Source organism: Hylemonella gracilis ATCC 19624 (assembly GCF_000211835.1).
GTDB classification, from domain to species: domain Bacteria; phylum Pseudomonadota; class Gammaproteobacteria; order Burkholderiales; family Burkholderiaceae_C; genus Hylemonella; species Hylemonella gracilis.
Genome location: NZ_AEGR01000060.1, coordinates 13,713 through 38,103 on the forward strand (window position 1 = coordinate 13,713; position 24,391 = coordinate 38,103).

At 65.8% G+C, this 24,391-nt stretch carries 25 protein-coding genes; 15 read left to right on the plus strand and 10 right to left on the minus strand.

The genetic code is table 11. From position 1 onward, the window contains the following. Positions 1-23: 23 nt before the first annotated feature. Both HGR_RS09705 and HGR_RS09710 read right to left on the minus strand, forming a co-directional pair. Positions 24-539: a class IV adenylate cyclase gene (locus tag HGR_RS09705; RefSeq protein ID WP_039853124.1), complete on the minus strand. Its 516-nt coding sequence runs from the start codon at positions 537-539 to the stop codon at positions 24-26. 2 nt (positions 540-541) lie between these two features. Further along, the gene (locus HGR_RS09710; protein ID WP_006298054.1) at positions 542-1,684 is read right to left on the minus strand and encodes a GlxA family transcriptional regulator; all 1,143 of its coding nucleotides are present in this window, start codon (positions 1,682-1,684) and stop codon (positions 542-544) included. A gap of 115 nt (positions 1,685-1,799) precedes the next feature. Here HGR_RS09710 and HGR_RS09715 point away from each other — a divergent pair, with 115 nt between their 5' ends. The 7 genes from HGR_RS09715 to HGR_RS09745 all read left to right on the plus strand — a co-directional run bounded on the left by HGR_RS09715 (position 1,800) and on the right by HGR_RS09745 (position 8,963). Beyond that, entirely contained in the window at positions 1,800-2,669 is an 870-nt protein-coding gene (locus tag HGR_RS09715; protein ID WP_006298055.1) for an ABC transporter substrate-binding protein, read from the plus strand. 35 nt (positions 2,670-2,704) lie between these two features. Beyond that, the gene (locus tag HGR_RS09720; protein ID WP_006298056.1) at positions 2,705-3,583 is read left to right on the plus strand and encodes an amino acid ABC transporter ATP-binding protein; all 879 of its coding nucleotides are present in this window, start codon (positions 2,705-2,707) and stop codon (positions 3,581-3,583) included. A 5-nt stretch (positions 3,584-3,588) separates the two neighbouring features. Further along, on the plus strand, positions 3,589-4,239 hold the full coding sequence (locus HGR_RS09725; RefSeq protein WP_006298057.1) for an amino acid ABC transporter permease: 651 nt from the start codon (positions 3,589-3,591) through the stop codon (positions 4,237-4,239). Then, positions 4,236-4,922: an amino acid ABC transporter permease gene (locus HGR_RS09730; protein WP_006298058.1), complete on the plus strand. Its 687-nt coding sequence runs from the start codon at positions 4,236-4,238 to the stop codon at positions 4,920-4,922. The genes HGR_RS09725 and HGR_RS09730 overlap by 4 nt, the downstream gene beginning before the upstream one ends. A 56-nt stretch (positions 4,923-4,978) precedes the next feature. After that, positions 4,979-6,388 carry an amidase gene (locus HGR_RS09735; protein ID WP_006298059.1) on the plus strand — a complete coding sequence of 470 codons (1,410 nt, stop codon included), beginning with the start codon at positions 4,979-4,981 and terminating at the stop codon, positions 6,386-6,388. A gap of 13 nt (positions 6,389-6,401) precedes the next feature. Then, complete coding sequence (locus HGR_RS09740; protein ID WP_050797436.1) at positions 6,402-7,661, plus strand: D-amino acid dehydrogenase; 1,260 nt, start codon at positions 6,402-6,404, stop codon at positions 7,659-7,661. A 159-nt stretch (positions 7,662-7,820) separates the two neighbouring features. After that, on the plus strand, positions 7,821-8,963 hold the full coding sequence (locus tag HGR_RS09745; RefSeq protein WP_006298061.1) for a hypothetical protein: 1,143 nt from the start codon (positions 7,821-7,823) through the stop codon (positions 8,961-8,963). A 24-nt stretch (positions 8,964-8,987) separates the two neighbouring features. On the opposite strand, the gene HGR_RS09750 is transcribed toward HGR_RS09745, so the two are convergent. Next, positions 8,988-9,905 (minus strand): LysR family transcriptional regulator, encoded by a 918-nt coding sequence (locus tag HGR_RS09750; RefSeq protein WP_006298062.1) that lies wholly within the window; start codon positions 9,903-9,905, stop codon positions 8,988-8,990. Positions 9,906-9,995: 90 nt separating this feature from the next. Between HGR_RS09750 and HGR_RS09755 the strand changes: the two genes are divergently transcribed. Further along, positions 9,996-10,661: a LysE family translocator gene (locus tag HGR_RS09755; RefSeq protein WP_006298063.1), complete on the plus strand. Its 666-nt coding sequence runs from the start codon at positions 9,996-9,998 to the stop codon at positions 10,659-10,661. Between the two features lie 26 nt (positions 10,662-10,687). Here the strand turns inward: HGR_RS09755 and HGR_RS09760 are convergent, their stop codons facing one another. After that, on the minus strand, positions 10,688-11,134 hold the full coding sequence (locus HGR_RS09760; RefSeq protein WP_006298064.1) for a TfoX/Sxy family protein: 447 nt from the start codon (positions 11,132-11,134) through the stop codon (positions 10,688-10,690). Positions 11,135-11,226: 92 nt separating this feature from the next. Between HGR_RS09760 and HGR_RS09765 the strand changes: the two genes are divergently transcribed. Beyond that, positions 11,227-11,556 (plus strand): hypothetical protein, encoded by a 330-nt coding sequence (locus tag HGR_RS09765; protein WP_006298065.1) that lies wholly within the window; start codon positions 11,227-11,229, stop codon positions 11,554-11,556. A gap of 83 nt (positions 11,557-11,639) precedes the next feature. On the opposite strand, the gene HGR_RS09770 is transcribed toward HGR_RS09765, so the two are convergent. Continuing rightward, complete coding sequence (locus HGR_RS09770; RefSeq protein WP_006298066.1) at positions 11,640-12,440, minus strand: HAD-IIB family hydrolase; 801 nt, start codon at positions 12,438-12,440, stop codon at positions 11,640-11,642. A 67-nt stretch (positions 12,441-12,507) separates the two neighbouring features. Here HGR_RS09770 and HGR_RS09775 point away from each other — a divergent pair, with 67 nt between their 5' ends. Next, positions 12,508-13,386, plus strand: coding sequence for an alpha/beta fold hydrolase (locus HGR_RS09775; protein WP_006298067.1), 879 nt, complete (start codon positions 12,508-12,510; stop codon positions 13,384-13,386). A gap of 171 nt (positions 13,387-13,557) precedes the next feature. On the opposite strand, the gene HGR_RS09780 is transcribed toward HGR_RS09775, so the two are convergent. The 5 genes from HGR_RS09780 to HGR_RS09800 form a co-directional block, all read right to left on the minus strand. Continuing rightward, positions 13,558-14,307, minus strand: a complete 750-nt coding sequence (locus tag HGR_RS09780) for an SIMPL domain-containing protein (protein ID WP_006298068.1) — start codon at positions 14,305-14,307, stop codon at positions 13,558-13,560. Positions 14,308-14,423: 116 nt separating this feature from the next. Continuing rightward, positions 14,424-16,064: a peptide chain release factor 3 gene (locus HGR_RS09785; RefSeq protein ID WP_006298069.1), complete on the minus strand. Its 1,641-nt coding sequence runs from the start codon at positions 16,062-16,064 to the stop codon at positions 14,424-14,426. Positions 16,065-16,159: 95 nt separating this feature from the next. Then, positions 16,160-17,356 carry an amidohydrolase family protein gene (locus HGR_RS09790; RefSeq protein ID WP_006298070.1) on the minus strand — a complete coding sequence of 399 codons (1,197 nt, stop codon included), beginning with the start codon at positions 17,354-17,356 and terminating at the stop codon, positions 16,160-16,162. Between the two features lie 55 nt (positions 17,357-17,411). After that, complete coding sequence (locus HGR_RS09795) at positions 17,412-18,116, minus strand: TetR family transcriptional regulator (RefSeq protein ID WP_006298071.1); 705 nt, start codon at positions 18,114-18,116, stop codon at positions 17,412-17,414. A 14-nt stretch (positions 18,117-18,130) separates the two neighbouring features. Next, positions 18,131-18,904, minus strand: a complete 774-nt coding sequence (locus HGR_RS09800; protein ID WP_006298072.1) for a ferredoxin--NADP reductase — start codon at positions 18,902-18,904, stop codon at positions 18,131-18,133. 229 nt (positions 18,905-19,133) lie between these two features. Here HGR_RS09800 and HGR_RS09805 point away from each other — a divergent pair, with 229 nt between their 5' ends. From HGR_RS09805 to HGR_RS09825, 5 genes are all read left to right on the plus strand, one after another. Then, positions 19,134-20,804, plus strand: coding sequence for a hypothetical protein (locus tag HGR_RS09805; RefSeq protein ID WP_006298073.1), 1,671 nt, complete (start codon positions 19,134-19,136; stop codon positions 20,802-20,804). A 15-nt stretch (positions 20,805-20,819) separates the two neighbouring features. After that, the gene (locus HGR_RS09810) at positions 20,820-21,785 is read left to right on the plus strand and encodes a UPF0280 family protein (RefSeq protein ID WP_006298074.1); all 966 of its coding nucleotides are present in this window, start codon (positions 20,820-20,822) and stop codon (positions 21,783-21,785) included. A gap of 36 nt (positions 21,786-21,821) precedes the next feature. Then, positions 21,822-22,466, plus strand: a complete 645-nt coding sequence (locus tag HGR_RS09815; protein ID WP_006298075.1) for an amino acid synthesis family protein — start codon at positions 21,822-21,824, stop codon at positions 22,464-22,466. Positions 22,467-22,507: 41 nt separating this feature from the next. Beyond that, a complete protein-coding gene (locus HGR_RS09820; RefSeq protein WP_006298076.1) occupies positions 22,508-23,092 on the plus strand; it encodes an amino acid synthesis family protein in 585 nt (194 codons plus the stop codon). 80 nt (positions 23,093-23,172) lie between these two features. Further along, entirely contained in the window at positions 23,173-24,384 is a 1,212-nt protein-coding gene (locus tag HGR_RS09825; protein ID WP_006298077.1) for an ABC transporter substrate-binding protein, read from the plus strand. Positions 24,385-24,391 lie beyond the last annotated feature (7 nt).

The following is a 24,391-nucleotide window of genomic DNA, read 5'->3' on the forward strand; positions in this document are numbered from 1 at the left end:
TGCATGGACCATCGGGTGCTGGTTCAGCGCCCGGCAGCCAGCAGGTCCAGGTAGGCCCCTTGCACCAGTGACGCAGGCGCGATGCCCAGCGCCGCCATGATGTCCTGCGCTTCCTGCGTACCGGATGCATCCGCTTCGTGGTCGGCGAGCACGACTTCCAGTTCGAGGTAGTCGCCCAGGTCGACGACCCGGTCCAGGTGCACCCGCGTGCGCCCGATCATGTAGAGCGTGCGCTGCTTGCGCACCCGGCCGATCTGGCCGTGCGCCAGCGTCAGGGCCTGCCGCAGTGTGTCGGGCTCCGCCGTCGGCGAACGGACGTAGGACGACGCCTTGGGACCCGCCTCGTCCGCGCGGTGGTAGTGGATGAGTTCGCCCGTGCCATCGCCGAAGTCACGCAGCTTCAGTCGGCCCGACGCGCATCGGAAGAAGGTGTCGTCTTGCGCGATCTCGGTGGGGCCGGAGGTGGCGAGGGGCGTGAGGCGGGTCAGGACCTGGGCGCGATCGGTCATCCGCACCTTGATTTCAATATTGCGTGCCATGTTCACGAGGGGCTGGTTGCGCTGTCGCGCGCGGGTGCGCGCGTGCCGGTGCCTGCCAGGGCCTTTCGGAGCCGTCCGGGTGCGACGCCGTAGCACTGCTGGAAGTGCCGGATGAAATGCGCGGCGTCGGAGAAACCGCATTCGAAGGCGATGTCGTTCACCGTCGAGTCGGTGGTGGTCAGGAGCCAGCGGCCATATTTCAGGCGCGAGTTCCGGTAGAACTCGGACGGTGAGGTGCCGGTCTCGGCGAGGAACACCCGCTCCAATTGCCGGCTGCTGGAATTCACCAGCTTGGCGATGACGCTGATTTCGAGCGGGATGGAGAGGTTCTTTTCCATCAGGATGACGGCCTGGCGCAACTTCTCGTTGTCGGCGGAGGCATAACCCAGCGCATGCCGGCGCGAGATGTGTGACGAGGAGCGCTGCGAGACCGTCATCTGGTGCACGACCTTGGCGGCCCGGTCGGGGCCGCAATGGACGCGGATCAGCTCGGTGGCCAGTTCGATGATGGATACACCGCCCGCGCAGCTGATCCGCGGGCCGTCGAACACGTAGTCACAGTTCGTCGCGAAGCGCGCCTTGGGGAACATCCGCTTCCAGTCGTCCACGTGGAAAGGATGGATGCAAGCCAGCTGATCCTTCATCAGTCCCGCGCGCGCCAGCACGAAGGTGCCGGTGCAGATGCCGATGAGCGGAACGCTGGCTTCATCGGCCCGGCGTAGGAACGCCAGGTAATGCGGTTCCACGTCGTCCATGAAGGGCAGCAGGCCGCCGATGACGGCGATGTAGTCGAACTTCGTGCCCGAGTCCAACGCTTCCTGCACGGGGATCTCGACCCCGGAACTGGCGGTGATGCGGGTGCCGGGCAGGCCCAGCACGCTCCATGAGCAGCGCACTTGCCGGCTCTGGTCGCCGAGGTCGGCCGCATGGCGCAGCGCGTCGCACAGGCCCGCCAGCGACAGCAGGGGAAAACGCGGCCACAGCAGGATGCCGATGCGCAACTCCACGGCGTCGTCCGGCGGTGCCGACGTGGCCGTCGCCGTGTCCGGGCTCTGCGAACCGTCGAGGCGGTGGACCAGCTGCTTGCCAGCTTCCTTCCCGGGCGGCGGTGCGACACGCGTAGGGGTTTGCTTGGGATGTCGCATACGTTCAATTTAGCAGACAGCGCCTACAACCGGGAAAACGGGGGGCAAACCTACGATGCGTTCACGCCTGCGCAGCGTCATTCACCAACCCCTCGTCTGATTTTCTGGAGTCGATATGAAGCACTTGTCTCTGGCGCGCATCCTGTGCGCGGTTCTTGGCGTCGCGCTGATCGCGCCATCGGTTCACGCCCAATCGGTTCCCCGGACCATCGAGCCGGGGCAACTCACCATCGCCTTCACCGGTGACATGCCGGGCACGGGTTACCAGGACGGCAGCATGATCGGCTACGACGGCGAAATCCTGCAACGGGTGGCGAACACGCTCAAGCTCAAGGTCAAGCCCGCGCTGATGGAGTGGTCGGGCACGATCGCCTCGGTGCAGACCGGGCGCGTGGATGTGATGGCGGGCACCATGGGGTGGACCGAGCAACGCGCGAAGATCATGACGCTGAGTGATCCGATCCACTATTTCAAGAACGGCATCATGCAGTCGTCCAAGACCGACTGGTCGACCCTGAAGGAGCTGGAGGGGCGCAAGGTGGGCACCATCACCGGCTTCTCCTTTATCCCCGAGCTGCGCAAGATCAAGGGGCTGCAACTGAGCCAGTACGACACCTCCGATGCCGCCGTGCGCGATCTGCTGGCCGGTCGCATCGACGCCGTGATCGGCGATCCGCCGGTGGTGCAGTACGCCATCTCCCGCAATCCGCAGTGGAAGCTGCGTTTCAACGCCTTCACCGACAACAACCCGGAATTCCCCTTGCTGACCGGCCTGGGCCAAGTGGTGTTCGGTCTGAGCAAGGACAACCCCGAGCTCGCGGCCGCCGTGAATGCCGAGATCGCCAAGCTCTGGCAAAAGTGCGAGCTCAAGAAGATCGGCGAGCGCTACGGCCTGGTGCAGGACGTCTGGTACATGCCGGTCGGCCAGAACTTCCGCGCTGGCGTGGATCGCCCCGCCGACTGGCGCCTGCCTTCCTGCCGCTGACAGGCACGGTGGTGCACGACGTGAGGGACGACACGATGGCCTCCATGCAGGCGATGCGGCAAGCAGTGCGAGCCGATACCGATTCCGCGCAGCGGCCCGTGCTGCGCATCGAAGGGCTGCGGAAAAGCTACGGCGCGCTCGATGTTCTCAAGGGCATTTCGCTGGAATTGCACAAGGGCGAGACCCTCGCCCTCATTGGCCCGAGCGGCTCCGGCAAATCCACCTGTCTGCGGTGCATCAATTTTCTGGAGCATCCGACGGACGGCGCGATCTTTCTGGACGAGGCGCGCATCGGGCAACTGCCCAGCCGGCGACACGGCTGGCGCTGGATGTCGGACCGTGAACTGGCGCCGCAGCGCGCCGAGATCGGCATGGTGTTCCAGGGCTTCTACCTGTGGCCCCATTTGAATGTGCGCGACAACGTGGCGCTCGGGCCCATCCGGGCTGGCGGCATGGCGCGAGCGGAGGCCCATGCGCTCGCGCAGGAGATGCTGGACAAGGTGCATCTGGGGCACAAGGCCGACGAATTCCCGGAGCGGCTCTCGGGCGGGCAGCAGCAGCGCGTGGCGATCGCGCGGGCCCTGGCGCAGCGACCCAGGCTGATCCTGTTCGACGAGCCCACCTCGGCGCTGGACCCTGAACTGGTGGGCGAGGTGCTGGGTGTGATCCGCGAGCTGGCGGAGGAAGGGCGGTCCATGATTCTGGTCACGCACGAAATCCGCTTCGCCCGCGACGTCGCCGATCGTGTCATCTTCATGGACCAGGGGCACATCGTCGAACAAGGCAGCGCCGCCGAGGTCATCGATAGGCCGCGCGTGGAGCGCACGCGCAGCTTTCTCGGCAAGGTCGGTGGCAGCATTGGGGCGAGCGATGACGCCAGCGCTCAAGTCGGCCTGGTGCGGCGCGCGGGGTGACGCAAATGATGCACACCTTTTTGGGCATTTTGGCTGCCTTGGCCATGGGCGTGGCCACAGTCGTCCAGGTGACGCTGGGCGCCTTCCTGATCGCCTGCGTGCTGGGGCTGGCGCTGGCCGTGCTGCGGGTCTTCGGTCGCCACCGCCTGCCCCTGTGGCTGTTGTCGATCTACGTCGAGTGGATGCGCAATGTGCCGGCGCTGGCGCATCTGTTCCTGCTTTATTTTGGTCTGGCTGCAGTGGGTGTCCGGCTCTCACCGCTGTGCGCGGCTGTGACGGGCCTGGGCCTGGTGGGGGCGGCGGTACTCTGCGACGTGTTCGCGGCCGGCTTGCGCTCGCTGCACATGGGACAGCGTGAAGCGGCACTGGCGGTCGGCCTGGCGCCGGGACAGGTGCTGCGTTTCGTGCTCGTGCCGCAGATGCTGCGCGTGACCTTTCCCTCCTTGACGAATTACGCCGTGGTGCTCATCAAGGACACCTCGATCGCGTCGGCCATCGCCGCGCCCGAAATCATGTTCCTCGCCCGCAACCTCGTGACATCGACTTTCGAGACCGTGCTGATCTACCTGGCGGCCATGCTGCTGTACGCGGCCCTGGTCTGGCCCGTGACCTGGGGGTTCCGACGGATCGAACTGCGCATGGAGGGCGTGCGATGACGGCGTTTTTCCTGACCTATCTGGAGTACCTGCCCGACTGGTGGCCGCGGCTGCTGGACGGCGCGCTGGTGACGGCGAGCCTGTCACTGTTGGGTTTCGTGCTGGCCTTGGGGCTGGGGGCCTTGCTGCTGGTGCTGCAGCGCAGCGGCGTGAGACCTCTGGCGGCGCTGGCCCGGGGGTATGTGGTGGCCGTTCGAACGGTGCCGCTGCTGGCCCTGTTGCTGACTTTGTACTTCGCGCTTCCCGCGCTGGGACTGACGCTGCCCGGTTTTTGGGCCGGCGCCCTGGGCCTGGGGTTGCACGGTTCGGCCTACGTGGCCGAAATCCTGCGCGGTGGCCTGTTGTCGGTGCATCGTGGTCAGCGCGAGGCGGCACTGGCCGCGGGCCTGTCCCCGCTGCAGGTCTTTGTGTGCGTGGTATGGCCGCAGGCCTTGCGCGTCATGCTCGCGCCACTGCTCAATACCTACGTGACCTTGCTGAAAGACAGTTCCCTGTGCGCGTTGATTGCCACCGAAGAACTGATGTTGGCCGCGCGCGCCATCGCCAGCGAGTCGTTTCTCCCGCTGCACATCTTCCTGCTGGTCGGCGTGTTCTATTTCGCGATCGCGTTTCCCCTGTCCATGCTTTCTCGACTCATCGAGCGGCGCCTGCGTCGGGGTCGACGCACCCTGGGGGTGGCATGAGCCCCGCCTGGCAGCCCGAAAGAGTTCCCTCCGAAGCCACAGGCGAAGGTGCACCCATGAATCCCGTTCTGTTCAATCCCGCCTTTGTCTCGATCGAGCAAGCCAAGGCGGCCATGGAGGCCGGTGAGCTCACCAGCGAGTTGTTGGTGGAACATCAACTGCAGCGCATCGAGCGATTCGATGCCAAGCTGCACGCCTTCGTCGATGTCTATGCCGACGAGGCGCGCGAGGCCGCACGCGCGATGGATGGCCTGCGCCGCGCGGGCATCAGTCTTGGCCCCTTGCACGGTGTCACCGTGGCGGTGAAAGATCTGTTTGAGATCGACGGCAAGCCGATCACCAGCGGTTCGGTGGCGCAGCCCGCCAGGATCTCGACCACCACGGCCACGGTGGTGCAGCGTTTGCGATCCGCGGGGGCCATCGTGATCGGCAAGACCCACACGGTTGAATACGCCTTCGGAGGTTGGGGCACGAACGAAGTCATGGGCACGCCTTGGAACCCCTGGGATCTGCGCACGCACCGAATTCCGGGTGGCTCCAGCAGCGGGTCCGCGGTGGCTGTTGCCGCGGGCCTGGCCTGTGCGGCCATCGGCACCGACACCGGTGGCTCGGTGCGCATCCCCGCGGGCCTGTGCGGGCTGGTGGGATTGAAGACCACGCATGGTTTGATCAGCCGGCATGGCTTGATCGAACTCTGCCCCAGCCACGACACAGTTGGTCCCCTGGCGCGCACAGTCAGGGATTGCGCTTTGCTTCTGGACGTGATGGCCGGTGCCGACCCGCGGGACGCCGTCTCGCAAGGAGCACCTGTGCGACAGATCGCGCCCGACCTGAAGGCCCTGCCGCGCGGCGCCCGGCTCTGGGTCTTGCCGACCGCGGAACGGGCGGGCGTGGAGGCCGCCGTGCTGGCCACCTACGACGAAGCCCTGGACGTGTTGCGGGGCATGGGGATGCAACTGGTCGAACGGAATCTGCCCCAGTCCTGCGCCGAGTCCATGCGCATCGCGGGCCAATTGATGAGCGCCGAAGGGTACGCGCAACTCGGACCGCTGTTCGAGCGTTCCGAACTGCGCTTCGACCCGAACATCCGGCGCCGCATTCTGCTGGGGAGTGGCATCAGCGCGCAGCAATACCAGGACCTCTTGCGTTCCCGGGACCGCGCACGCCGTGACATGTTGAACGCCATGGACGGCATCGACGCCTGCGTGTTTCCCACCAATGCCATCTCCGCCATTCCGGTGGCCGAGGTGGACGAACTCGCCACGCCCCTTTCGCGCTTCGGGCGCTTCGTCAATTTGATGAACCTGTGTGCCCTGGCCGTCCCGGCCGGGATGTCACCCGAGGGCATGCCGATATCCATCCAATTCATCGGTCGTTCCTGGGACGAACCCAAGGTGCTGCGCCTGGGTCTGGGGTTCGAGCAAGCCACCGCCTGGCATGGGCTGCGCCCTGTGGGTCTGGATTGAGCACGAGGGCATCATGAAAGTATGTGTGATCGGCGCCGGCATCGTCGGCTGCGCCACGGCCTACCAGCTTGCTTTGCAGGGGTGGGAGGTGCATCTGCTGGACCAGGCCCCGGGAGCGGGACGCGGTACCAGCTTCGCGAACGGGGCTCAACTCAGCTACAGCTACGTCGAGCCCCTGGCTTCTCCGGCGACCTTGCGGGGGCTGCCCGCGATGCTCTTGTCTTCCGATTCACCCTTGCGCTTGCGCCTGCGTGCCGATGTCCATCAGTGGACGTGGTGTCTGCGGTTCCTGCAAGCCTGCACCGCTCGGCAGTCGCGCCTGGGGACACGCGAATTGTTGCTGCTCGCTCAACTCAGCCGGGAGACCTTGGACAGCTGGATGGACCGGGAGGACTGGCGGTTTTCCTTTCAGCGCAATGGCAAGCTCGTGCTCTGTCCGGATGCGGAGTCCTTGCGCAGGCAGCAGGCGCAACTGCAGTTTCAATCGACGCTGGGTTGCCGGCAGACGCTGCTGACGCCGCAGGAATGCGTGGACCGGGAGCCCGCCTTGCGCACATCCATCGATCAGTTCGCGGGTGGCGTCTGGACCGCCGACGAATGCGTGGGCGATCCGCATGCCTTGAGCCTGGAAATGACAGGCAGCCTGCAGCGTCTGGGCGGACAAGTCCATTTCGACACGAGGGTGACGGGGTTCATCGTCATAGGCGATCGCGTCGCTGCCGCGTTGACACCCGGTGGGGCTTTCGCCGCCGATGCGTTCGTGATCGCCAATGGCGTGGAGGCCCGCCGGCTGGCGGCGTCGGTCCGGGTCACGTTGCCGATCTATCCCATCAAAGGCTACAGCATCACCCTGCCCGTGCGTGCGTCGGACAAGGCACCCCGCGTCAGCGTGACCGATCTCGGGCGCAAGACCGTGTTCGCGCCGCTGGGCGGGCGTCTGCGTGTGGCGGCCATGGCCGAGTTGGTCGGGCATGACCTGTCCATCCCACCCGGACGCATCCAGCAAATGATGGACGCCGCACGCCAGATGTTCCCCGAGGCCTGCGAGTTCCAGGACCCGCAGCCGTGGGCGGGCTTGCGTCCCGCGACGCCGACCGCCGTGCCCATCATCGGGCAAAGAGGGCCCGCCAATCTCTACATCAACGCGGGTCATGGCGCCCTGGGTTTCACCTTGGCTGCGGGCAGTGCACAGGTCCTGGGGCGGCAGATGCTCGACGATTTGTCTGGCGGCGTTCTCCCGGAAAATTCGGCAGGGCGACAAGCCTGGGCGTGAGGTGATGCGTGCATGGCGCGCGCGCTGGTGGCATTGCAGCGTGGTCGGGAAGTTTCGTCCGACACCTCCGCAAGCAGGGGATACTTCGCGCTCGTCTTTGAGGCCAGGCTGGGGCCGTCGTTGCGCTACGATGCCAGCCAACATTGGTTTGAAGTTCCTATGCCTGCCTTGCCGTCGCTTCGGTTCTGCTCCCTGGGTCTGATCGGCCTCTTGCTCCCGGCGTGCGTGTTCGCCGCCGACGTGCCACCGGTGCCGCTGAAACTCGATCCCGAATTGTCCGATCCCGGGCGCCCGGCCCGCGCGCGCGGCGAGCGTTACCGGGGATGGGTGATTGACGCGCTGATGCACACGGACTCCGGTGGCTTCAACGAAAGCAATTTGCCAGGCGTCTTGGAGAAATCCAAGGTCAGCGGTGCGGTCGTGATGCCCACCCCCAATGACGGCCTCAGCAACCGGGGCAGTGCCCTTGCCAGCACGGAGCAAAAGCTGCGGCTCGCAGGCCAGGCGCCAGATCAGGCTCGCATCCTGTGCGGCGGAGACTACCTGACCAATATGCTGGCAGACGCTCAGACTTTTGGCCGGGTGACCGACCTCCTGACCCAGCGGCTGCAGAGGCTCGCGCAAGACCTGGACACCACACCCTGCCTGGGTGTGGGCGAGCTGGGCCTGATGCACTTCAACAAGTTGGGTGATCAGAACGTCGTCTACATCCGTCCTGATTTTCCTCCCCTGCTCGAGGTGGTCGACCAGGTAGGGCAACGAGGCGGCTGGATTCAGTTGCACGCCGAACCCCGTGATCCCGCAGGCAATGTCTCGCATCACGCCGAGTTGGCGCAGGCCTTGGCCTTGTGGACGGCGCGCCAGCCTCGCTTGCGCATCATGCTGTCGCACACGGGGATGACGTCCGCCGCCAACGCGCGGCTCATTCTGCAAAGCTATCCCCAGGTGACGATGTCGATCAAGCTCATGTCGGTCAATGCATCAGGCTGGCGACATCTCGAGCCCCTGCTGAATGCCGACGGCGACCTTTACGAAGACTGGGCCCAGCTGATGGAAGACATGCCCGATCGCTTCGTGATCGGCAGTGATGCCAAGTTCGGAGCCTCGCTGAAGCACAGCGCCGAAAGCGAGACCGCCTACCCCCAAATCATCAGCCGCTTCCGTCGCATGCTGGGCAGCCTGGAGCCCTCTGCCGCGCGCAAAATTGCCCAAGGCAATGCACGCCGCTTGTTCGGCTTTCCCCAGAGGAATTCTGCGCCGGACGCCAACGACGCAGAGGCCGAGATGGGCGCGGCGCGCTGACCCCTCGCCCCCTGGACGGAGTCTTCAGCGCGAGGTTGCGAGTCGTTCGCCCAGGAAATCCAACAAGGCCTTGAGCTTGGGTGCGACGTGGCGCGTGCGCGGGTACAGCGCCCAGGCATCACCGCTGTAGTTCGTTTGGAAGGTCCAGTCCGGCAGCACCGTAACGATGCGACCCTCGGCCAGTGCTTGCTCGGCGGTGAAGCGCGGCAGGCTGCCGATGCCCAGGTGCCGTAGCACGGCGTCCAGCCGCACGCCGGTGTTGTTGGCCGCGTAACGTCCGCGCACTTGCACGGTCGTGCTTTGCTCGCCACGGCGGAACTTCCAGCGGGAGTCACTGGGCTCCTCGCCCAGGTAAATGCAGTTGTGGGCCTTCAGATCCTGCGGCTGGGCAGGCACGCCGTGCGCCGCGAGGTACTCGGGTGTGGCGCACAGCAGATGGTCGATGCGCAGCAGGCGCCGCCCCATCAATCCGGGAGGCGGCTGGTCGGTGATGCGGATCGCCAGGTCGATCTGTTCGTCGTAGAGGTCCATGTAGCGGTCTTCCAGCCGCAGCAACACGTCCACCTGCGGGTAGCGCTCCAAGAACTCGGGCATGTGCGGGTGGACCAAGGCGCGCCCGATGGCCTTGGGCACGCTGACGCGCAAGGTCCCCCGAGGCTCTTCGCCTTGCCGGCCCGAGGCTTCGAGCGCGGCCTGCGCGGCATTCAGCATGTCGCGGCAGTGTTCAAAGACATCTTGTGCGTTTTCGCTCAGGCGCAGCTTGCGGGTGCTGCGCTGGAGCAGTCGCTGGCCCAGCGCTTTTTCCAGCCGAGCCACGGCGCGGCTGGCCGCCGAGGGCGTGACCGCCATCTGGCGGGCCGCTTCCGAGAAACTGCCGGTTTCGACCACACGGACGAACACCGCCATCTCGTTGAGCAGGTACTGCGCTTGATTTGTGCTCATGAGGAATAAATGATTTGAGTCCGAACCGGATTATCAATTCGAACGCCTGCTTCTAGACTGCGTGCATCACTGTTTTACCCGGCGCTTGCCATGAGTTTTGACACCTCTTTTGCTGCTTACTTTGTTTACGCCCCTGAGTTCTTGAGCCTGGCGCTGATCCACTTTCTGCTGGTGATGGCGCCTGGCGCTGATTTCGCCGTCGCGGTGCGCCAGAGCGTGCGCCATGGCCGCCGCGCGGGCATTTGCACGGCACTGGGTTTTGGTGCGGGCACCGCGCTTCACGTCGTCTATACCTTGCTCGGCGTGAGCGCCTTGATGCAGGCCACGCCCTGGTTGTTGGACATCGTGAAGTGGCTGGGCGCGGCTTATTTGCTTTACCTGGGCGTGATGTTCCTTCGCAGCCAGCCCATGGCCGTGGACCAAGCGCAGGCCGCGATGGATGCCAAGGTTCCCGATGCAGCGCAAAGCCTGCGCGCTTCTTTCTGGACCGGTTTCGTGACCAATGCGACCAACCCCAAGGCCACGCTGTTTTTCCTGGCGATGTTCACGACCCTGGTCAGCCCCGCGACACCACTGGCCGTCCAGGTGTTCTACGGGGTGTGGATGTGCGTGGTCATCGCGGCTTGGTTCAGCTTTGTGGCGACGGTCTTCACCAGCCCGCTGGTGCGCCAGCGCTTCGTGCGCAGCGGACACTGGTTGGAGCGCGCGATGGGACTGGTGCTGCTGGGGTTTGCCGCGCGCCTGTTGCTGGTCTGAGCGCGATCACCCGCTCAGAGGCGGATTCAACTTTTCCGGCTGCGGGACGCTGCGGTCTTGGGTGCGGCGGGTGTCGCGGTTTTCCTGGAAGGAGAAACCTTCTTGGCGCTCACGCGAGACGAGCTGCGGGATGGGGCGGCCTTGCGTGCCGACAGTGCGGCCTCCAGGGCCAGCCGAGCCCAGGGCGTCATCAGCGCCGGAGATTCAAGTGCCTCGGCGGGCGGGGTCCAGTAGCTCATGACCACGATGGGCTTGCGCTCCGAGCCTGCGTAGACAAAGGGCTGGCCACCCGCATCGGCGAAGTGCTGCTGCGTGGCGTCGTTGGTCTTGAGGTAAAGCCGTCCGTCCACGATCAGTGCGATGAAGAGATCGTCCACGTACAGCCCCTGCCCGCCGAACATGCGCCTGGCACGTGCGCGGCCCAGCGGCGAGAACAGTTCGATGCAATGTTCGGCGAGTGCTTCGTGGGCCATGCGGCGAGGGCGAGTTGCAAGCTGACAGGGTGGGGCCGGGCGTGCGCACCTGGCCTGCGTGAAGACCGGTGCCTGGCGCGAGAATCACGCCCATGATCCAGCGCATCATTCTGATCGAGCCCGAGGCGCCCGCCAAGCCCGCCCTGGGTGCGCCCTGCAATGGCTGCGGGCTGTGTTGCCTGCATGCGCCCTGTCCGCTGGGTGTGCTGGTTTCGCGGCGCTGGCATGGGGCCTGTGACGCACTGCGCTGGGACGCGGCGCAGCGGTGTTACCAGTGCGGTCTGCTGGTTCCGGCGCGTGCGCGGCGCGGACCGCGCTGGTGGCGCGGAATGGTCCAAGCCCTGCTGCGCCGCTGGATCGCGGCGGGTCAGGGCTGTGACGCTGACGTCGTCGCGGAAAACATTCCTCCCGCAAGACGTTGACTTGCAGGGCTGGCACATTGCCCAGTCGCTGGGTGCGCGATGTGCCGCTGTCCATTCAGGGCCGGGCGCCCCTCACTGCTCGATCAAGAGCGGTGTTGAAGCAGTGCCTGCGCCAATTCCGTGAAGCCCGCGCCGCGCTCGCCAGCGGCCAGGTAACGCGGGCGGTGCGTCAACTCGGGCAGGAAGCGCGCGATGTTGGCCACGCCCACGCTGTGCCTGAATTGCTGGAACATCAGCTGGTCGTTCGTCGAGTCACCGATATAGACCCACTGATCCAGTTCCTGGTCGAGTTCCCGGCCCAGCAGCTCACGCACGATCCAGCGCGCGCCACTCCATTTGTCGTGTGTGCCGATCCAGCCGTTGATGTGGATGCTGCTGACCGTGGCGTTCAAGCCCTCGGCCTGCATGAGGCGCACCGCATGGGCGATGGACTCGGGCGGCAGCTGGGTGAATTCGCTGTGGTCGATGGCGATGTCGGTCTCGCGACCGGCGCTGTCCTGGGCGAGCATCGCGCCCGGGACCTCGCGCAGCACGCGCTGCGCCACGGTTTGCAGGCGCTCGTGGTTGCGGCGGCGCGTGGCCTCGTCCTGCTGGTAAATCTTGCGCGTCCCACCGTCGACCCAGGCGGCCGAGCCGTTTTCCGCCACGATGGCCTGCACCGGCCAGCTGCGCGCATGCGGCGCGCTCCAGCCGATGGGGCGTCCCGTCACGGGAATGACCGAGATGCCCGCTTCGCGCAAGTCATCCAGTGCCTGTCGCGCGTCTGGCGTGATGGCGCCTTCGCTGGTCAGCGTGTCGTCGATGTCGGTCAACACACCGGTGATGCGGCGGCGTTCTTCGGCGGGCCAGGTGGGCAGGGCAAGCAGCGTGGGTAAGGCGGTCATGGGGATTCAGGGAGAATGCGCGGCAACATTATCCGGTCCACCCAGAGGCAAGAGGCGAGCGAGCGCGATGGAAGCAATACACGGCGTCGCGCATGCGGTGCAGCACGAGGGGCTGCACCTGCATGTGTGGGAGAAATTCACCGGCAACCCAGTGGGCAAGCCTGTGCTCGTGCTGGCCCACGGCTCGGCGACAGGCGGTCAAGAAAGCTTCGATCTGCAGGTGCCGGGTCAGCCCAGCTACAGCGCCATGGAATTTTTCGCGCGCCAGGGTTTCGATGTGTTCGCGCTCGACGTGCGCGGTTTCGGCCGTTCCACCAAACCGGACGTGTTCTTGACGACCGAACAGGCCGCGAGCGATCTCGGCGCGGCGGTGGACCATGTGTGCGCCTTGCGTGACGTGGAACAGGTGCATCTGTTGGCTTGGTCCTGGGGCACGCAATACGGCGGGCAATTCGTGATGGCGCAGCCGCACAAGGTGGCGCGCTACGCCAGCTACGCCCAGATGCACGCCGACAGCCCCGACCTGAAGACACGCCGCCCCCGGCTGGCCGTCTTCCAGCGCAGTCCCTACATCCGCATCACCGAATCGGGCTGGAAGCTGCGTTTCCATTCACTGACACCGGACGACGTGAACGACCCGGCCGTGATGGACGCCTTTGCCCGCGCCGCCGTGGCGGTCGAGGACAAATCGCCCACCGGGCCGCAGATCGACGTGCTCACCCGTCTGCCTCTGGTGGACCCGCACCGCATCACCGTGCCCACGCTGATGGTCCACGGCGAATACGACGACGTGGCCGACACCCAGGGCCTGTTGCCCTTCTTCGCGGCCCTGCCCCACCCAGACAAGCAATACGTCGTGGTGCCCGAGGGTGGGCACATGCTGCATCTGCAGCAAGGTCATCGGCGTTTACAGCGGGTGCTGGCATCCTGGTTCACGATGTCCTGAAATCTCTTGCGTCTGTCGTCCGCCAGGCGTGCCCCGTGCCAGTACGCCGAAAAAGGAAAGCCCCGGCAGGTGCCGGGGCTCCGTGAAAGACCTTCAGCAGTCCCAAAACAAAAATGATCAGGCCTTGAAACCTCGCCCTAGCCGAGACCAAGGGTGGCCTCGCTCCGGGTGTCAGCGCAGCCGGACCGGCGCCTTGCCGTCGGCCAGCAGGGTGGCGGTGACGTGCAGGGTGACGGTGGTCGTGCCCCCCTCGGTCGGCAGGGGCATGCTCTCGCTGGCCATGTCAGCGCCCTTGGCCATGGCCAGGGCCCGCATCGGACGGGGCATGGCCTGCGACTGGTCCAAGGCCAGGGTCTGGATGCGGTATTGCGAGAAACCGAAGGCGGCGGCGGTCGCGCGGGCCTTTTGCTCCACGCTTTGCGCCAATTCGGCGATCAGACGGTCCCGCGCCTTGTCGTGCGCGGCGGACGACAGCGAGAAGTCGACCGACTGGATGCGCATCTCGCGGCTGAGGTCCGAGCTCAAGGCCCCCAGTTCGGCGAAGTTGCGCGATTGCAGCACGATGCTGCCGCTCACGGTCCAGCGCGGGGTCTTGCCCTTGGCGTCGTAGATGGGTTGCGTGGTCACGCCGCCCAGCCGGGCTTCGACGCCGGCGGTCTTCTGTGCCTGGGCCAGCGCTTCGTTCAGACGTGCCAGCACGCGCTGCGTGAGCGCCCGGGTGTCTTCGCCATCTTCGGAGGTGCCGAGCATGACATGCATGCGGTCGTTGTCCACTTCCACCGACGATTGCGCGTCCAGGCTGATCGTGGTCGCGGACGCGGGGTTGGGCAAGAACAGCTGTGCCTGGGCCGGGACGCAAAGCAAGGCGATCGAGAGAGCTGCGACAAAGGCAGAGCCAGTGGACAAGACGCGGGTTTTCATGGGGGTTCCTCCTGGAATCGTGCGGATGGGTGAAGTGGGCGCTGGAGCTGGGGGTATCGCAGCGCGATGCGGACGCACTCAACGCGCCCGCATCATGGCATCGCTTCGTGACGCTGTCAGTGCTGTTCCAAGGCCAGCCCGGCGTGCTCGCGCAGCGGGTGGAAGTGGATCTTGGGAAAACGCTCCTGGGCTAGGCGCACGTCGTAGGGCGAGGTGCAGAGGTAGGCCAGGGTGTCGGCCGCATCGCGCGCCAGGCGCTGCGGGTAGGCGTCGCAGAAGGCCTTGAGTTCGGTGGGCGTGTCGGCGGTGATCCATCGCGCGCCGGTGTACTGGCAGCCTTCGAGGCGCACATCGGCGTCGTACTCGCTCTTGAGGCGGTGCTGCACCACCTCGAACTGCAGTTGGCCCACGGCGCCCAGCAGCATGTTGCCGCCCATCTCGGGCTTGAACACCTGGATCGCGCCTTCCTCGCCAAGCTGGGCCAGGCCCTGCTGCAGCTGCTTGGTGCGCAGCGGGTTCTTCAGCACCACGGTCATGAAGAGCTCGGGCGCGAAGAAGGGCAGGCCCGTGTACTGCAGGGCCACGCTGCCGTCGGTGATGGTGTCGCCCAGCTGCACGCCGCCGTGGGTGGTGAAGCCCACGATGTCACCGGCGTAGGCTTCTTCCACGGCCTCGCGGCGCTGGCTCATGAAGGTGACGACGCTGGTTGGGCGCAGTTCCTTGGCCGTGCGCTGGACTTTCAGCTTCATGCCCGGCTGGTACTTGCCCGAGGCCACGCGCACGAAGGCGATGCGGTCGCGGTGGTTGGCGTCCATGTTCGCCTGAACCTTGAACACCACGCCGGAGAAGGCCGCGTCGTCCGGCAGCACTTCCTTGTTCACCGTTTCCTTGTTGACCACCAGCGAACTCGTGCGGGACTTGGGCCAGGGGGCCAGGTCCACCAGCGCGTCCAGCACCTCCATGACGCCGAAGTTGTTCACGCCCGAGCCGAAGAACACCGGCGTCTGCTTGCCGGCCAGGAAGGCCTCGCGGTCAAAGGCGGGTGAGGCACCGGTGGCCAGTTCCATGCTGTCCAGGGCGGCATCGAATTCGCTGCCGAAGCGGGCCTTCAGCGTGGCGGTGTCAGTCACAGGGATGGCTTCGAAATCCTGCGGGCGGCGCTCGCTGCCAGACTCAAACACCGTCATCGCCTGGGTGCGCAGGTTGATGATGCCGCCGAAGCTCTTGCCCTGGCCCACGGGCCAGGTCATGGGCACGCAGGGCATGCCGAGTTCGCGTTCCACCTCGTCCAGGATGTCCAGCGGGTCGCGCACCTCGCGGTCCATCTTGTTGACGAAGGTGATGATGGGCGTGTCACGCTGGCGGCAAACTTCAATCAAGCGCCGTGTCTGCGCTTCCACGCCGTTGGCCGCGTCGATCACCATCAGCGCCGAGTCCACGGCGGTCAGCACGCGGTAGGTGTCTTCGCTGAAGTCCTTGTGGCCGGGGGTGTCGAGCAGATTGATGACGTGCTCGCGGTACTGCATCTGCATCACCGAGCTGGCCACCGAGATGCCGCGCTGCTTCTCGATCTCCATCCAGTCGCTGGTCGCATGGCGGCTGGCCTTGCGTGCCTTGACCGAGCCGGCGATCTGGATCGCGCCCGAGAACAGCAGCAGCTTTTCCGTCAGCGTCGTTTTACCGGCGTCCGGGTGGGAAATGATGGCGAAGGTGCGGCGGCGCCGGACTTCCTCGGCGATGTGGGGGGCGTGGGACACGGGCGGGTTCCGGAAAAAGGAAAAGCAGGCCGGGCCTGCTGGAGCGCCGATTTTATCGGCGCGGCCGCATGCCCGTCCCGGTGCCGTGCCCCGATTCAGTGCGCGCCGACCACCACCGGAATTTCCGTGGCCGGTGGCGTGTTGCGGCTACGGCCGCAGCGCACGATGCCGTCGATCATCACCATGCCGATGCCGGGGATGTCGCCGAGCTGCACGCTTTCGAGCAGGGTCTTGCCAGCGGTGTGTTGCGCGCGGTCCATGAACACGAAATCGGCCGCGCGGCCGACTTCGACCAGGCCGCAGTTCAACTGGCGCATGCGCGCCGTGTTGCCAGTGGCGAAGCCGAACACCACCTCGGCCGGGATATTGGCGAAGCTGGAGATCAGCGCGATCATTCGCAGCATGCCCAACGGCTGCACACCCGAGCCCGCCGGGCCGTCGGTGCCCAGGATCACGCGGTGCGGGCATTTGAGCTCGATGGCCGCGCGCGCGGCTTCGATCGCGATCTTCTCGTTGCCGTTGTGCACGATCTCGATGGCGCGGGTGGACTTTTCGCACAGTTCGCACACGTGCTTCCACGGCAGCGAGGTGTGGCCACCGTTGATGTGGCCGATGACGTCGGCGTCCGCTTCCAGCACCACATCCTTGTCGATCAGGCCCGAGCCGGGAATCGACGGGCCACCTGTGTGGATGGTGCTCTGGATGCCGTGCTTGCGGGCCCAGGCGACCATTTGCTTGGCTTCCTCGCCGGCCTTGACCGAGCCCAGGCCCACTTCGCCCAGCAGCTTCACGCCGGCGTCGGCCAGGTCCTTGAAATCCTGCTCGGTCATGCCTTTTTCGATGACTGGCGCACCGGCGATCACCTTCACGCCGCCGGGGCGGAAGTTGTCGAAGGCGCGCTGCGCGGTGATGGCCAGTGCCTTCAGGCCGACGATGTCCTTGGGGCGGCCGGGCAGGTGCACTTCGCCGGCGGAGATCATGGTGGTCACGCCGCCGTTCATGGTGGAGTCGATCCAGCCGATCTGGTTTTGCCGTGGTGTCCAGTCGCCGAAGACGGGGTGCACGTGGCTGTCGATCAGGCCGGGCGCCAGGCAGGTGCCGCGCGCGTCCACCACCGTGGTCGCGCCCTCGGTGTCGCAATCCTTGGCTTTGCCGACGGCGGTGATCAGGCCGTCATGCACCACGATGGTGTCGGCATCGAGGATGGGGCGGTCGATGTCGCCCGACAGCAACAGGCCAATGTTGCGGATGACGACCTTGCCCGATTTGCCGGTGGCTGCAGCTTCTGCCATGGGAACTCCTGGTTTCGTGGGGGACTGGTAGCGGACAGTCGCTGGCGCACGGAGGCTAAGCAGCAGCTCGACCGGTCGAATGGACCTTGCGCAGCACGGTGTCCAGGACGAAGGCCTTCCAATGCGCGACCGCCTCGGGCAAGGCAATGTCCTCGCCCAGGAAGCTGCTCAGCGTGTAACGGTTGGACATGTGGAAATAGCCGCTTGCGGCGATCAGCAGGTACAGGTCGCGCGCCGAGACATCCTTGCGGAAGATGCCCCGCGTGGCGCCGTTTTCAAGGATCTGCGCCAGCAGCGAGATCAGCTGCGACGAGTACTCGCGCGCCCGGCTCGATTTGCCGATGTGCTTGCCCTTGTGCAGGTTCTCGGTGTTGAGCAGGGTGACGAACTCCGGATGCGCGCGGTAGTAGTCCATCACGAAGTGCGTCATCCGGGTGAGCGCTTCCACCGGCTGGTCGACGTCGAGGTCCAGTTCGGCCTCGGCCTCGTTCATGCGGCGGTAGATTTCCTCGATGACCTGGATGTACAAGCCTTCCTTGCTGCCGAAGTAGTAATAGATCATCCGGTCGTACGACTTCGCCAGGCGCGAGATTTTCTCGACGCTGCCGCCGTCGTAACCGTGCTTGGAGAAGACCTTGATTGCCGCGCGCAGGATGCTGTCACGGGTGTTCTGCGCGTTCTGCTCGCGCACGCCCGTGCCGCGGCGCGCGGCGACGGGGGTCTTGGGCTTGCGCGCCGAGGTGGTTTTGGACGTGGCCATCGACGGGCGTTCCGTCACTTCTCGACGAAGGCGCGCTCGATCACGAAGTCACCGGGCGTGGTGGTGTTGCCTTCGACGAAGCCGCGCTCTTCCAGCATGGCCTTCAGGTCGGTCAGCATGCCCGGGCTGCCGCAGATCATCACGCGGTCGTCCTCTCGCTTGAGTGGCGGCAGGCTCAGGTCGGAGAACAGCTTGCCGGACGTGATGAGGTCGGTGACCCGGCCCATGTTGCGGTAGGGCTCGCGCGTGACGGTGGGGTAATACAGCAGCTTCTGGCGGACCATTTCGCCCAGGAACTCGTGCTGCGGCAAATGGTCCGTCATGAGGTCGTGGTAGGCCAGTTCGTCCACCTGGCGCACGCCATGCACCAGGATGACTTGTTCGAAGCGTTCGTAGGTCTCGGGGTCGCGGACGACGCTCAGGAAGGGCGCCAGCCCAGTTCCGGTGGACAGCATGTACAGGCGCTTGCCAGGCAGCAGGTAGTCGATCAGCAGCGTGCCGGTCGGCTTCTTGCCGACGATGAGGGTGTCGCCCACCTTGATGTGCTGCAGCCGCGAGGTGAGCGGGCCTTCCTCCACCTTGATGCTGAGGAACTCAAGGTGTTCCTCGTAGTTGGCGCTGGCGATGCTGTAGGCGCGCAGCAGCGGCTTGTCGTTGACGCGCAGGCCAATCATGGTGAAGTGACCATTGGAGAAGCGCAGCGCCGGGTCGCGCGTGGTGGTGAAGGAAAACAGTCTGTCGGTCCAGTGGTGCACGCTCAGCACGCGCTCCTCATTGAATGCGCTCATGGGTTCAGTTTGAAGTTTTCAAGGATGGATGAATCGGGATGCCTTGTTTTGGGGCTGCGCGGCGCGCCAAAAGCGGGCGTGAAAACAGAGTTGCATGCGAGCATTGGATGCGCTACATTGAAAAACAAATGTAGTGAACACAACATTTTTATTTGGCAAATGCTACACAGAATGAAGCGGTCGCACAAGCTCGGAATTCGAGCGGCGACCGTCTCGCGGAACCGCTGAAATGACCGAACACACCAAGACGGACGGGCTTCCCGACGCCGATTCTTCCACACTGCCGCAGGCGCTCGGGCATGCCCGGCCTCGCAGCGAGCGCATGGGCGGCGACAAGGTCGAGTGCAACGCCTGTCCGGTGCTTTGCCAGATTTCCGACGGTCGTTGCGGGGCCTGTGACCGCTATGCGAACCAGGGTGGCGTGCTGGTGCGAGTGGACCCGGTCGTGGTGCTGCGGCGCACGCTGGCGCGGGAGGACGCGAGTCTGGTGCCCTTCGCTGGACGCAGCCGGGGTGAACTGGCGGCCCGGGAGGCCGAGCCGCGGACGGCGGCGTCTGGCGAGCCCGTGACGGCGGTTGACGTGGCTGATGCCGTGACACCCGCGTGGAATGGCGACTTGTTGCGGGCGGAGGATGTCTTCGTCACTGGCGTCGGGTCTTCCACCACTTATCCCGACTACAAGCCGGCGCCCTTCATCGTGTCATCCAAGGTCCGTGACGTGGACATGGTGACCGTGGTCACCGAGGGCATCTTCAGCTACTGCAGTTTCAAGGTGAAGATCGATACCGACCGCTTTCTCGGCGCCGAGCAGGCCAATGTGCGCTGCAAGGGCGAGGTGGTCGGCCACGTGACCACCGCCGAATACGGCTCGCAGATGCTGTCGCTGGGCGGCGTCCATCACCTGACCGGTGGCAGCAAGAAGGAAGGTCGCATCACCGCCGAGGTGATGCGGGAGCTGGGCAACCGCCAGGCGGTGGAGTTGACCATCGACGGTGGCGCGCAGCTCGTCATCGAAGCGGGCAAGGCGCCCATCGTCAACGGCGTGCAGGAGCAACGCATGCGCGTGGGCTGCGGCTCGGCGGCGGTCGGCATCTTCGCGCAGCAGTTCGCGGGCCTCGCGGACGAAGTGGTGGTGGTGGACGACCACATCACCGGCGTGCTGACGGAGCACCAGGCGGGTCGCTGCCTGGACATGCCGCGCTCGGGCATCCAGATGCGCGGTCGCAAATCGACGCCGGGCCGCTATTTCCAGGTGGCCAATCCGGGCACGGGCTGGGGTGGCACCGACATCGCTGATCCGCTGTCCATCATCGAAGGCTGGGACGAGGGCGTCGCGCGGCCAGGCCTGCGGTTGCTGATGACATCAACCACCGGCGAGCATGCCTCGTGGTACGTGCTCGACGATGCGCTCAGGCCGGTGGAGCAGGCCATGCCACCCGAGGTGCGAGCCATCGTGGAGCGCATCGGCGCGAACTGCGAGCCATCGTTGTGCACGGTGCTGTTCCTGGGCGGCGCGGGCGGCTCCTTGCGGGCCGGCGTGACCGAGAACCCGGTGCTGCTCACGCGTGCCATCAAGCGGGCTCTGGTCAACGTCACCTGTGGCGGCGCGCCGGCTTATGTGTGGCCCGGCGGCGGCATCACGGTGATGGTCGACGTGACGCGGATGCCGGCCAACAGCTTCGGCACCGTGCCCACGCCGGCCATCGTCGCGCCCATCGAATTCAGCATGCGGCTGGCCGACTACCAGGCCCTCGGTGGCCACATGGATTACGTGCGCGATCTGCGCGAGGTGCTGCGCAGCGGCGCGTGGCACAACGATGGCGCGCCCATGTCGCTGCAATGGGCGCCTGGCGGCGGAGGCAACCCCTGGCCGCTGGTCAACGGTCCTCAATTGGGCTGAACGGGAGCGACCACCATGCCCGCGCAGCGCTCACTTCTGTCTGACGGGCGCTGGCATTTTCAGCATGGTCCGATCGACATCGTGATTGGCGCGCAAGCCCGCGATGCATGGGGCGAGCGCGCCGTTGCCGACGCGCACGAGGCGGCCTGGCGGCGCTTCGTGCCGCTGCTGGATGAATTGGTGGGTGAACTGCCCCTGCTCCGACGGCCGATCGAAGTCGATGCGGAACCGCAAGCCTGTCCCATGGCGGGCATCGTCGCGCGTCGCATGTGGCATGCCTGCGCGCCGTTTCGCGCCCCCTTCATCACGCCCATGGCCGCGGTGGCCGGCGCGGTGGCGCAGGAACTGATCGCCTGCTACCAGCGTGAAGGCATCGCGCGCGCCTGGGTCAATAACGGCGGTGACATCGCGCTGCATCTGGCCCCGGGCGCCTCGGCGCGCATCGGCTTGTATGCGGATATCGCTCGCCTGACGGCGCGTGAAGCCTTGCGCGGCGTGTCCGTGGACGGCCAGTTCGAGGTGACGCACGCCATGCCGGTGCGCGGCGTGGCGACGAGCGGCTGGCGCGGTCGCAGCTTCTCGCTGGGCATCGCCGACAGCGTGACGGTGCTGGCCGACACGGCCGCCGCCGCCGACGCGGCCGCCACCGTCATCGCCAATGCGGTGGACGTGGACGACGCGGCCATCGTGCGACAGCCCGCGAACGAGCTTCGCGACGACAGTGATCTCGGCGCGATGCCCGTCACGGTGGACGTGCCGCCGCTGGCGCCGCGGCGCGTGACCGAGGCGCTGGCGGCCGGGCTGCGTCGCGCCGGTGCGCTCCAGGCGGCAGGGCGGATCGCCGGCGCGATCCTGGTGTGCCAGGGCCAGGTGCGCGTGACGGAAGGTGGACTTGGCGGCACGGCACCGGGTGTCTCGGCGCTGGTTCTGGGTGCTGAAGCTGGCTCGGTATTTGCTAGAACTGGTTCAGTGTTTGCTTAACGAAATGCATGGAGTTCTTTCCATGGTGCACAACCCATGATCGAGATACGACGCATCGCCACGCAGGTGGAGGAAATCCGCCACGAGTTCGGACCGCCAGCCGCGCAGCCGCTGCTACGCGGCGCGATCAGCGTCGTGCTCACCAATCCATACGCGGGTCGCTACGAGCCCGACATCCTGCCGATGATGGACGCACTGCAGGACGTCGGCGTGGACATGGCGCGCCGCCTGCTCGTGACCATGGCGGTGCCGAAGGAGCGCATCGGCACCTACGGCAAGGGAGCCATCGTCGGTGAGCGGGGTGAGCTGGAACATGGCGCGCTCTGGCACGTGCCCGGTGGCTACGCCATGCGCGAGCTGCTGGGCTGGAAGGGCGATCGCGCGCAGTACCAGGCGGGCGCCATCACCGAGAAGAAGACGGGGCAGCCCGGCAACGCACTGGCCATCGTGCCTTCGACCAAGAAAGTCGGCCCGCCCGGCGTGACGCTGGACGTGCCGCTCACCAACATCAATGCGGCTTACGTGCGTGGACAGTTCGATGCGATGGAAGTCCGCGTGCCCGGCTCGCCGCTGCCGGATGAGGTGGTTTACATCCTCGCGATGACCACGGGCTATCGCGTGCATGAGCGTGTGGGTGGCTTGCGGGCCGAGAACATCGCGTTATGGGACGGTCAGCGCTGAGCGCGGACTCGACGACACGGACACAGGAGCAGCAGATTCCAATGAGCGCCAACATTCGCAAGATCGTCGTCCAGGTGGACGAAACCCGCGTCGAAATGGGCAAACCCATCGACCCGCCCACGCGCCGCGCGCTGGCCATGGCGGTCATCGCCAATCCGTACGCTGGTAGCTACTCCGAAAACCTTGACCAGTTGATTGCCATCGGTGAAGAACTCGGCGGCTTGCTGGGTGACAAGTGTGTCAAGGCACTCGGCATCGAGCCCGGCCAGGCCCAAAGCTACGGCAAGGCCGCGATCGTGGGCGAGGCCGGTGAACTCGAACACGCCGCCGCCATCCTCCATCCCAAGCTGGGCGCGCCGCTGCGCGTGGCGGTCGAAAAGGGAGCGGCGCTCGTGCCGTCCGCCAAGAAGCGTGGTGGCATGGGCACAGCCATCGACGTGCCGCTGGGCCACAAGGACGCGGCCTTCGTGCGCAGCCATTTCGATGCCATGGAGGCACGCGTGTCGGACGCGCCGCGCGCCAACGAAATCGTGGTCGCCGTGGTCGTGACGGACAGCGGCCGGCCGCTGCCGCGCATCGGCGGTCTGCAGGTCCACGAGATCAAGGGGCAGGACGGATTGCGCTGAGCGCGCCCGTGTCTCCGCCTGTTCCGTCGAACGAATCCTTACACCCCTTCCTCAACCCCAAGCCAGCCAGGAGCCCTTCCATGAACATCAAGAAGCCTCTGAACCTCGCAGTCCGCTGGGCGGCGCTTGCCGCCGCCACGGCGGCGCTGTCGGCGCATGCCCAGATCAAGATCGGCGAGATCAACAGCTACAAGGCGCAGCCTGCCTTCCTCGAGCCGTACAAGAAGGGCATGGAGCTGGCCGTCGAGCAGATCAACGCCAAGGGCGGCGTGCTCGGCAAGAAGATCGAGATCATCAGCCGCGACGACAACGCCAATCCGGGTGACATGGTGCGCGCGGCCGAGGAACTGGTCTCGCGCGAGAAGGTGGACCTTCTCGCAGGCGCCTTCCTCTCGCACACCGGCATGGCGCTGGCCGATTTCGCCAAGCAGAAGAAGGTGTTTTATCTCGCGGGCGAGCCGCTGACCGACAAGATGACCTGGCAAGGTGGCAATCAGTACACCTTCCGCCTGCGTCCCGGTACCTTCATGCAGGCCGCGATGCTCGTGCCGGAGGCGGTGAAGCTCAAGAAGAAGCGCTGGGCCGTTGTCTACCCTAACTACGAATATGGGCAGTCCGCTGTCGCGGCATTCAAGACCCTGCTGAAGGCCGCGCAGCCCGACGTCGAGTTCATCGCCGAGCAGGCGACGCCGCTGGGCAAGATCGAGGCCGGTCCGGTGGTGCAGGCCCTGGCTGATGCCAAGCCCGACGCCATCTTCAACGTGCTCTTCGGCGCCGACCTTTCCAAGTTCGTGCGTGAAGGCAACACCCGCGGCCTGTTCGAAGGCCGGGCGGTGGTGAGCGTGCTGACCGGCGAGCCCGAGTACCTCGACCCGCTGAAGGATGAAGCGCCCAACGGCTGGCTGGTCACCGGTTATCCGTGGAACGGCGTGAGCATCCCCGCGCACAAGGCCTTCCTCGACGCCTACCAGGCCAAGTTCAAGGACTATCCGCGCCTGGGCTCGGTGGTGGGCTACAGCATGATCATGGCGGCCGCGGCCGGCCTTGAAAAGGCCAAGAGCACGGATTCCGACAAGCTCGTCGCAGCCTTCAAGGGCCTGCAGTTCGACTCGCCGTTCGGCAAGGTCACCTTCCGCCCGGAAGACCACCAGTCCACCATGGGCGCATTCGTCGGCAAGACGAAGAACGAAGGCGGCAAGGGCGTGATGGTCGACTATGTCTATTACGACGGCGCCGACGCACGCTTCCAGCCGTCGGCCGCCGACGTGAAGAAGTCACGCGCCGCCGACTGATCCGTCC

Excerpts from the sequence above, each read along its gene's own strand:
- HGR_RS09740 (WP_050797436.1), top strand. The coding sequence starts at position 6,402 with ATGAAAGTATGTGTGATCGGCGCCGGCATCGTCGGCTGCGCCACGGCC.
- HGR_RS09760 (WP_006298064.1), bottom strand. The coding sequence starts at position 11,134 with ATGGCCCACGAAGCACTCGCCGAACATTGCATCGAACTGTTCTCGCCG.
- HGR_RS09710 (WP_006298054.1), bottom strand. The coding sequence starts at position 1,684 with ATGCGACATCCCAAGCAAACCCCTACGCGTGTCGCACCGCCGCCCGGG.
- HGR_RS09750 (WP_006298062.1), bottom strand. The coding sequence starts at position 9,905 with ATGAGCACAAATCAAGCGCAGTACCTGCTCAACGAGATGGCGGTGTTC.
- HGR_RS09765 (WP_006298065.1), top strand. The coding sequence starts at position 11,227 with ATGATCCAGCGCATCATTCTGATCGAGCCCGAGGCGCCCGCCAAGCCC.
- HGR_RS09795 (WP_006298071.1), bottom strand. The coding sequence starts at position 18,116 with ATGGCCACGTCCAAAACCACCTCGGCGCGCAAGCCCAAGACCCCCGTC.
- HGR_RS09780 (WP_006298068.1), bottom strand. The coding sequence starts at position 14,307 with ATGAAAACCCGCGTCTTGTCCACTGGCTCTGCCTTTGTCGCAGCTCTC.
- HGR_RS09825 (WP_006298077.1), top strand. The coding sequence starts at position 23,173 with ATGAACATCAAGAAGCCTCTGAACCTCGCAGTCCGCTGGGCGGCGCTT.
- HGR_RS09745 (WP_006298061.1), top strand. The coding sequence starts at position 7,821 with ATGCCTGCCTTGCCGTCGCTTCGGTTCTGCTCCCTGGGTCTGATCGGC.
- HGR_RS09755 (WP_006298063.1), top strand. The coding sequence starts at position 9,996 with ATGAGTTTTGACACCTCTTTTGCTGCTTACTTTGTTTACGCCCCTGAG.
- HGR_RS09805 (WP_006298073.1), top strand. The coding sequence starts at position 19,134 with ATGACCGAACACACCAAGACGGACGGGCTTCCCGACGCCGATTCTTCC.
- HGR_RS09820 (WP_006298076.1), top strand. The coding sequence starts at position 22,508 with ATGAGCGCCAACATTCGCAAGATCGTCGTCCAGGTGGACGAAACCCGC.
- HGR_RS09720 (WP_006298056.1), top strand. The coding sequence starts at position 2,705 with ATGGCCTCCATGCAGGCGATGCGGCAAGCAGTGCGAGCCGATACCGAT.
- HGR_RS09800 (WP_006298072.1), bottom strand. The coding sequence starts at position 18,904 with ATGAGCGCATTCAATGAGGAGCGCGTGCTGAGCGTGCACCACTGGACC.
- HGR_RS09730 (WP_006298058.1), top strand. The coding sequence starts at position 4,236 with ATGACGGCGTTTTTCCTGACCTATCTGGAGTACCTGCCCGACTGGTGG.
- HGR_RS09735 (WP_006298059.1), top strand. The coding sequence starts at position 4,979 with ATGAATCCCGTTCTGTTCAATCCCGCCTTTGTCTCGATCGAGCAAGCC.
- HGR_RS09725 (WP_006298057.1), top strand. The coding sequence starts at position 3,589 with ATGATGCACACCTTTTTGGGCATTTTGGCTGCCTTGGCCATGGGCGTG.
- HGR_RS09770 (WP_006298066.1), bottom strand. The coding sequence starts at position 12,440 with ATGACCGCCTTACCCACGCTGCTTGCCCTGCCCACCTGGCCCGCCGAA.
- HGR_RS09810 (WP_006298074.1), top strand. The coding sequence starts at position 20,820 with ATGCCCGCGCAGCGCTCACTTCTGTCTGACGGGCGCTGGCATTTTCAG.
- HGR_RS09775 (WP_006298067.1), top strand. The coding sequence starts at position 12,508 with ATGGAAGCAATACACGGCGTCGCGCATGCGGTGCAGCACGAGGGGCTG.
- HGR_RS09815 (WP_006298075.1), top strand. The coding sequence starts at position 21,822 with ATGATCGAGATACGACGCATCGCCACGCAGGTGGAGGAAATCCGCCAC.
- HGR_RS09790 (WP_006298070.1), bottom strand. The coding sequence starts at position 17,356 with ATGGCAGAAGCTGCAGCCACCGGCAAATCGGGCAAGGTCGTCATCCGC.
- HGR_RS09705 (WP_039853124.1), bottom strand. The coding sequence starts at position 539 with ATGGCACGCAATATTGAAATCAAGGTGCGGATGACCGATCGCGCCCAG.
- HGR_RS09715 (WP_006298055.1), top strand. The coding sequence starts at position 1,800 with ATGAAGCACTTGTCTCTGGCGCGCATCCTGTGCGCGGTTCTTGGCGTC.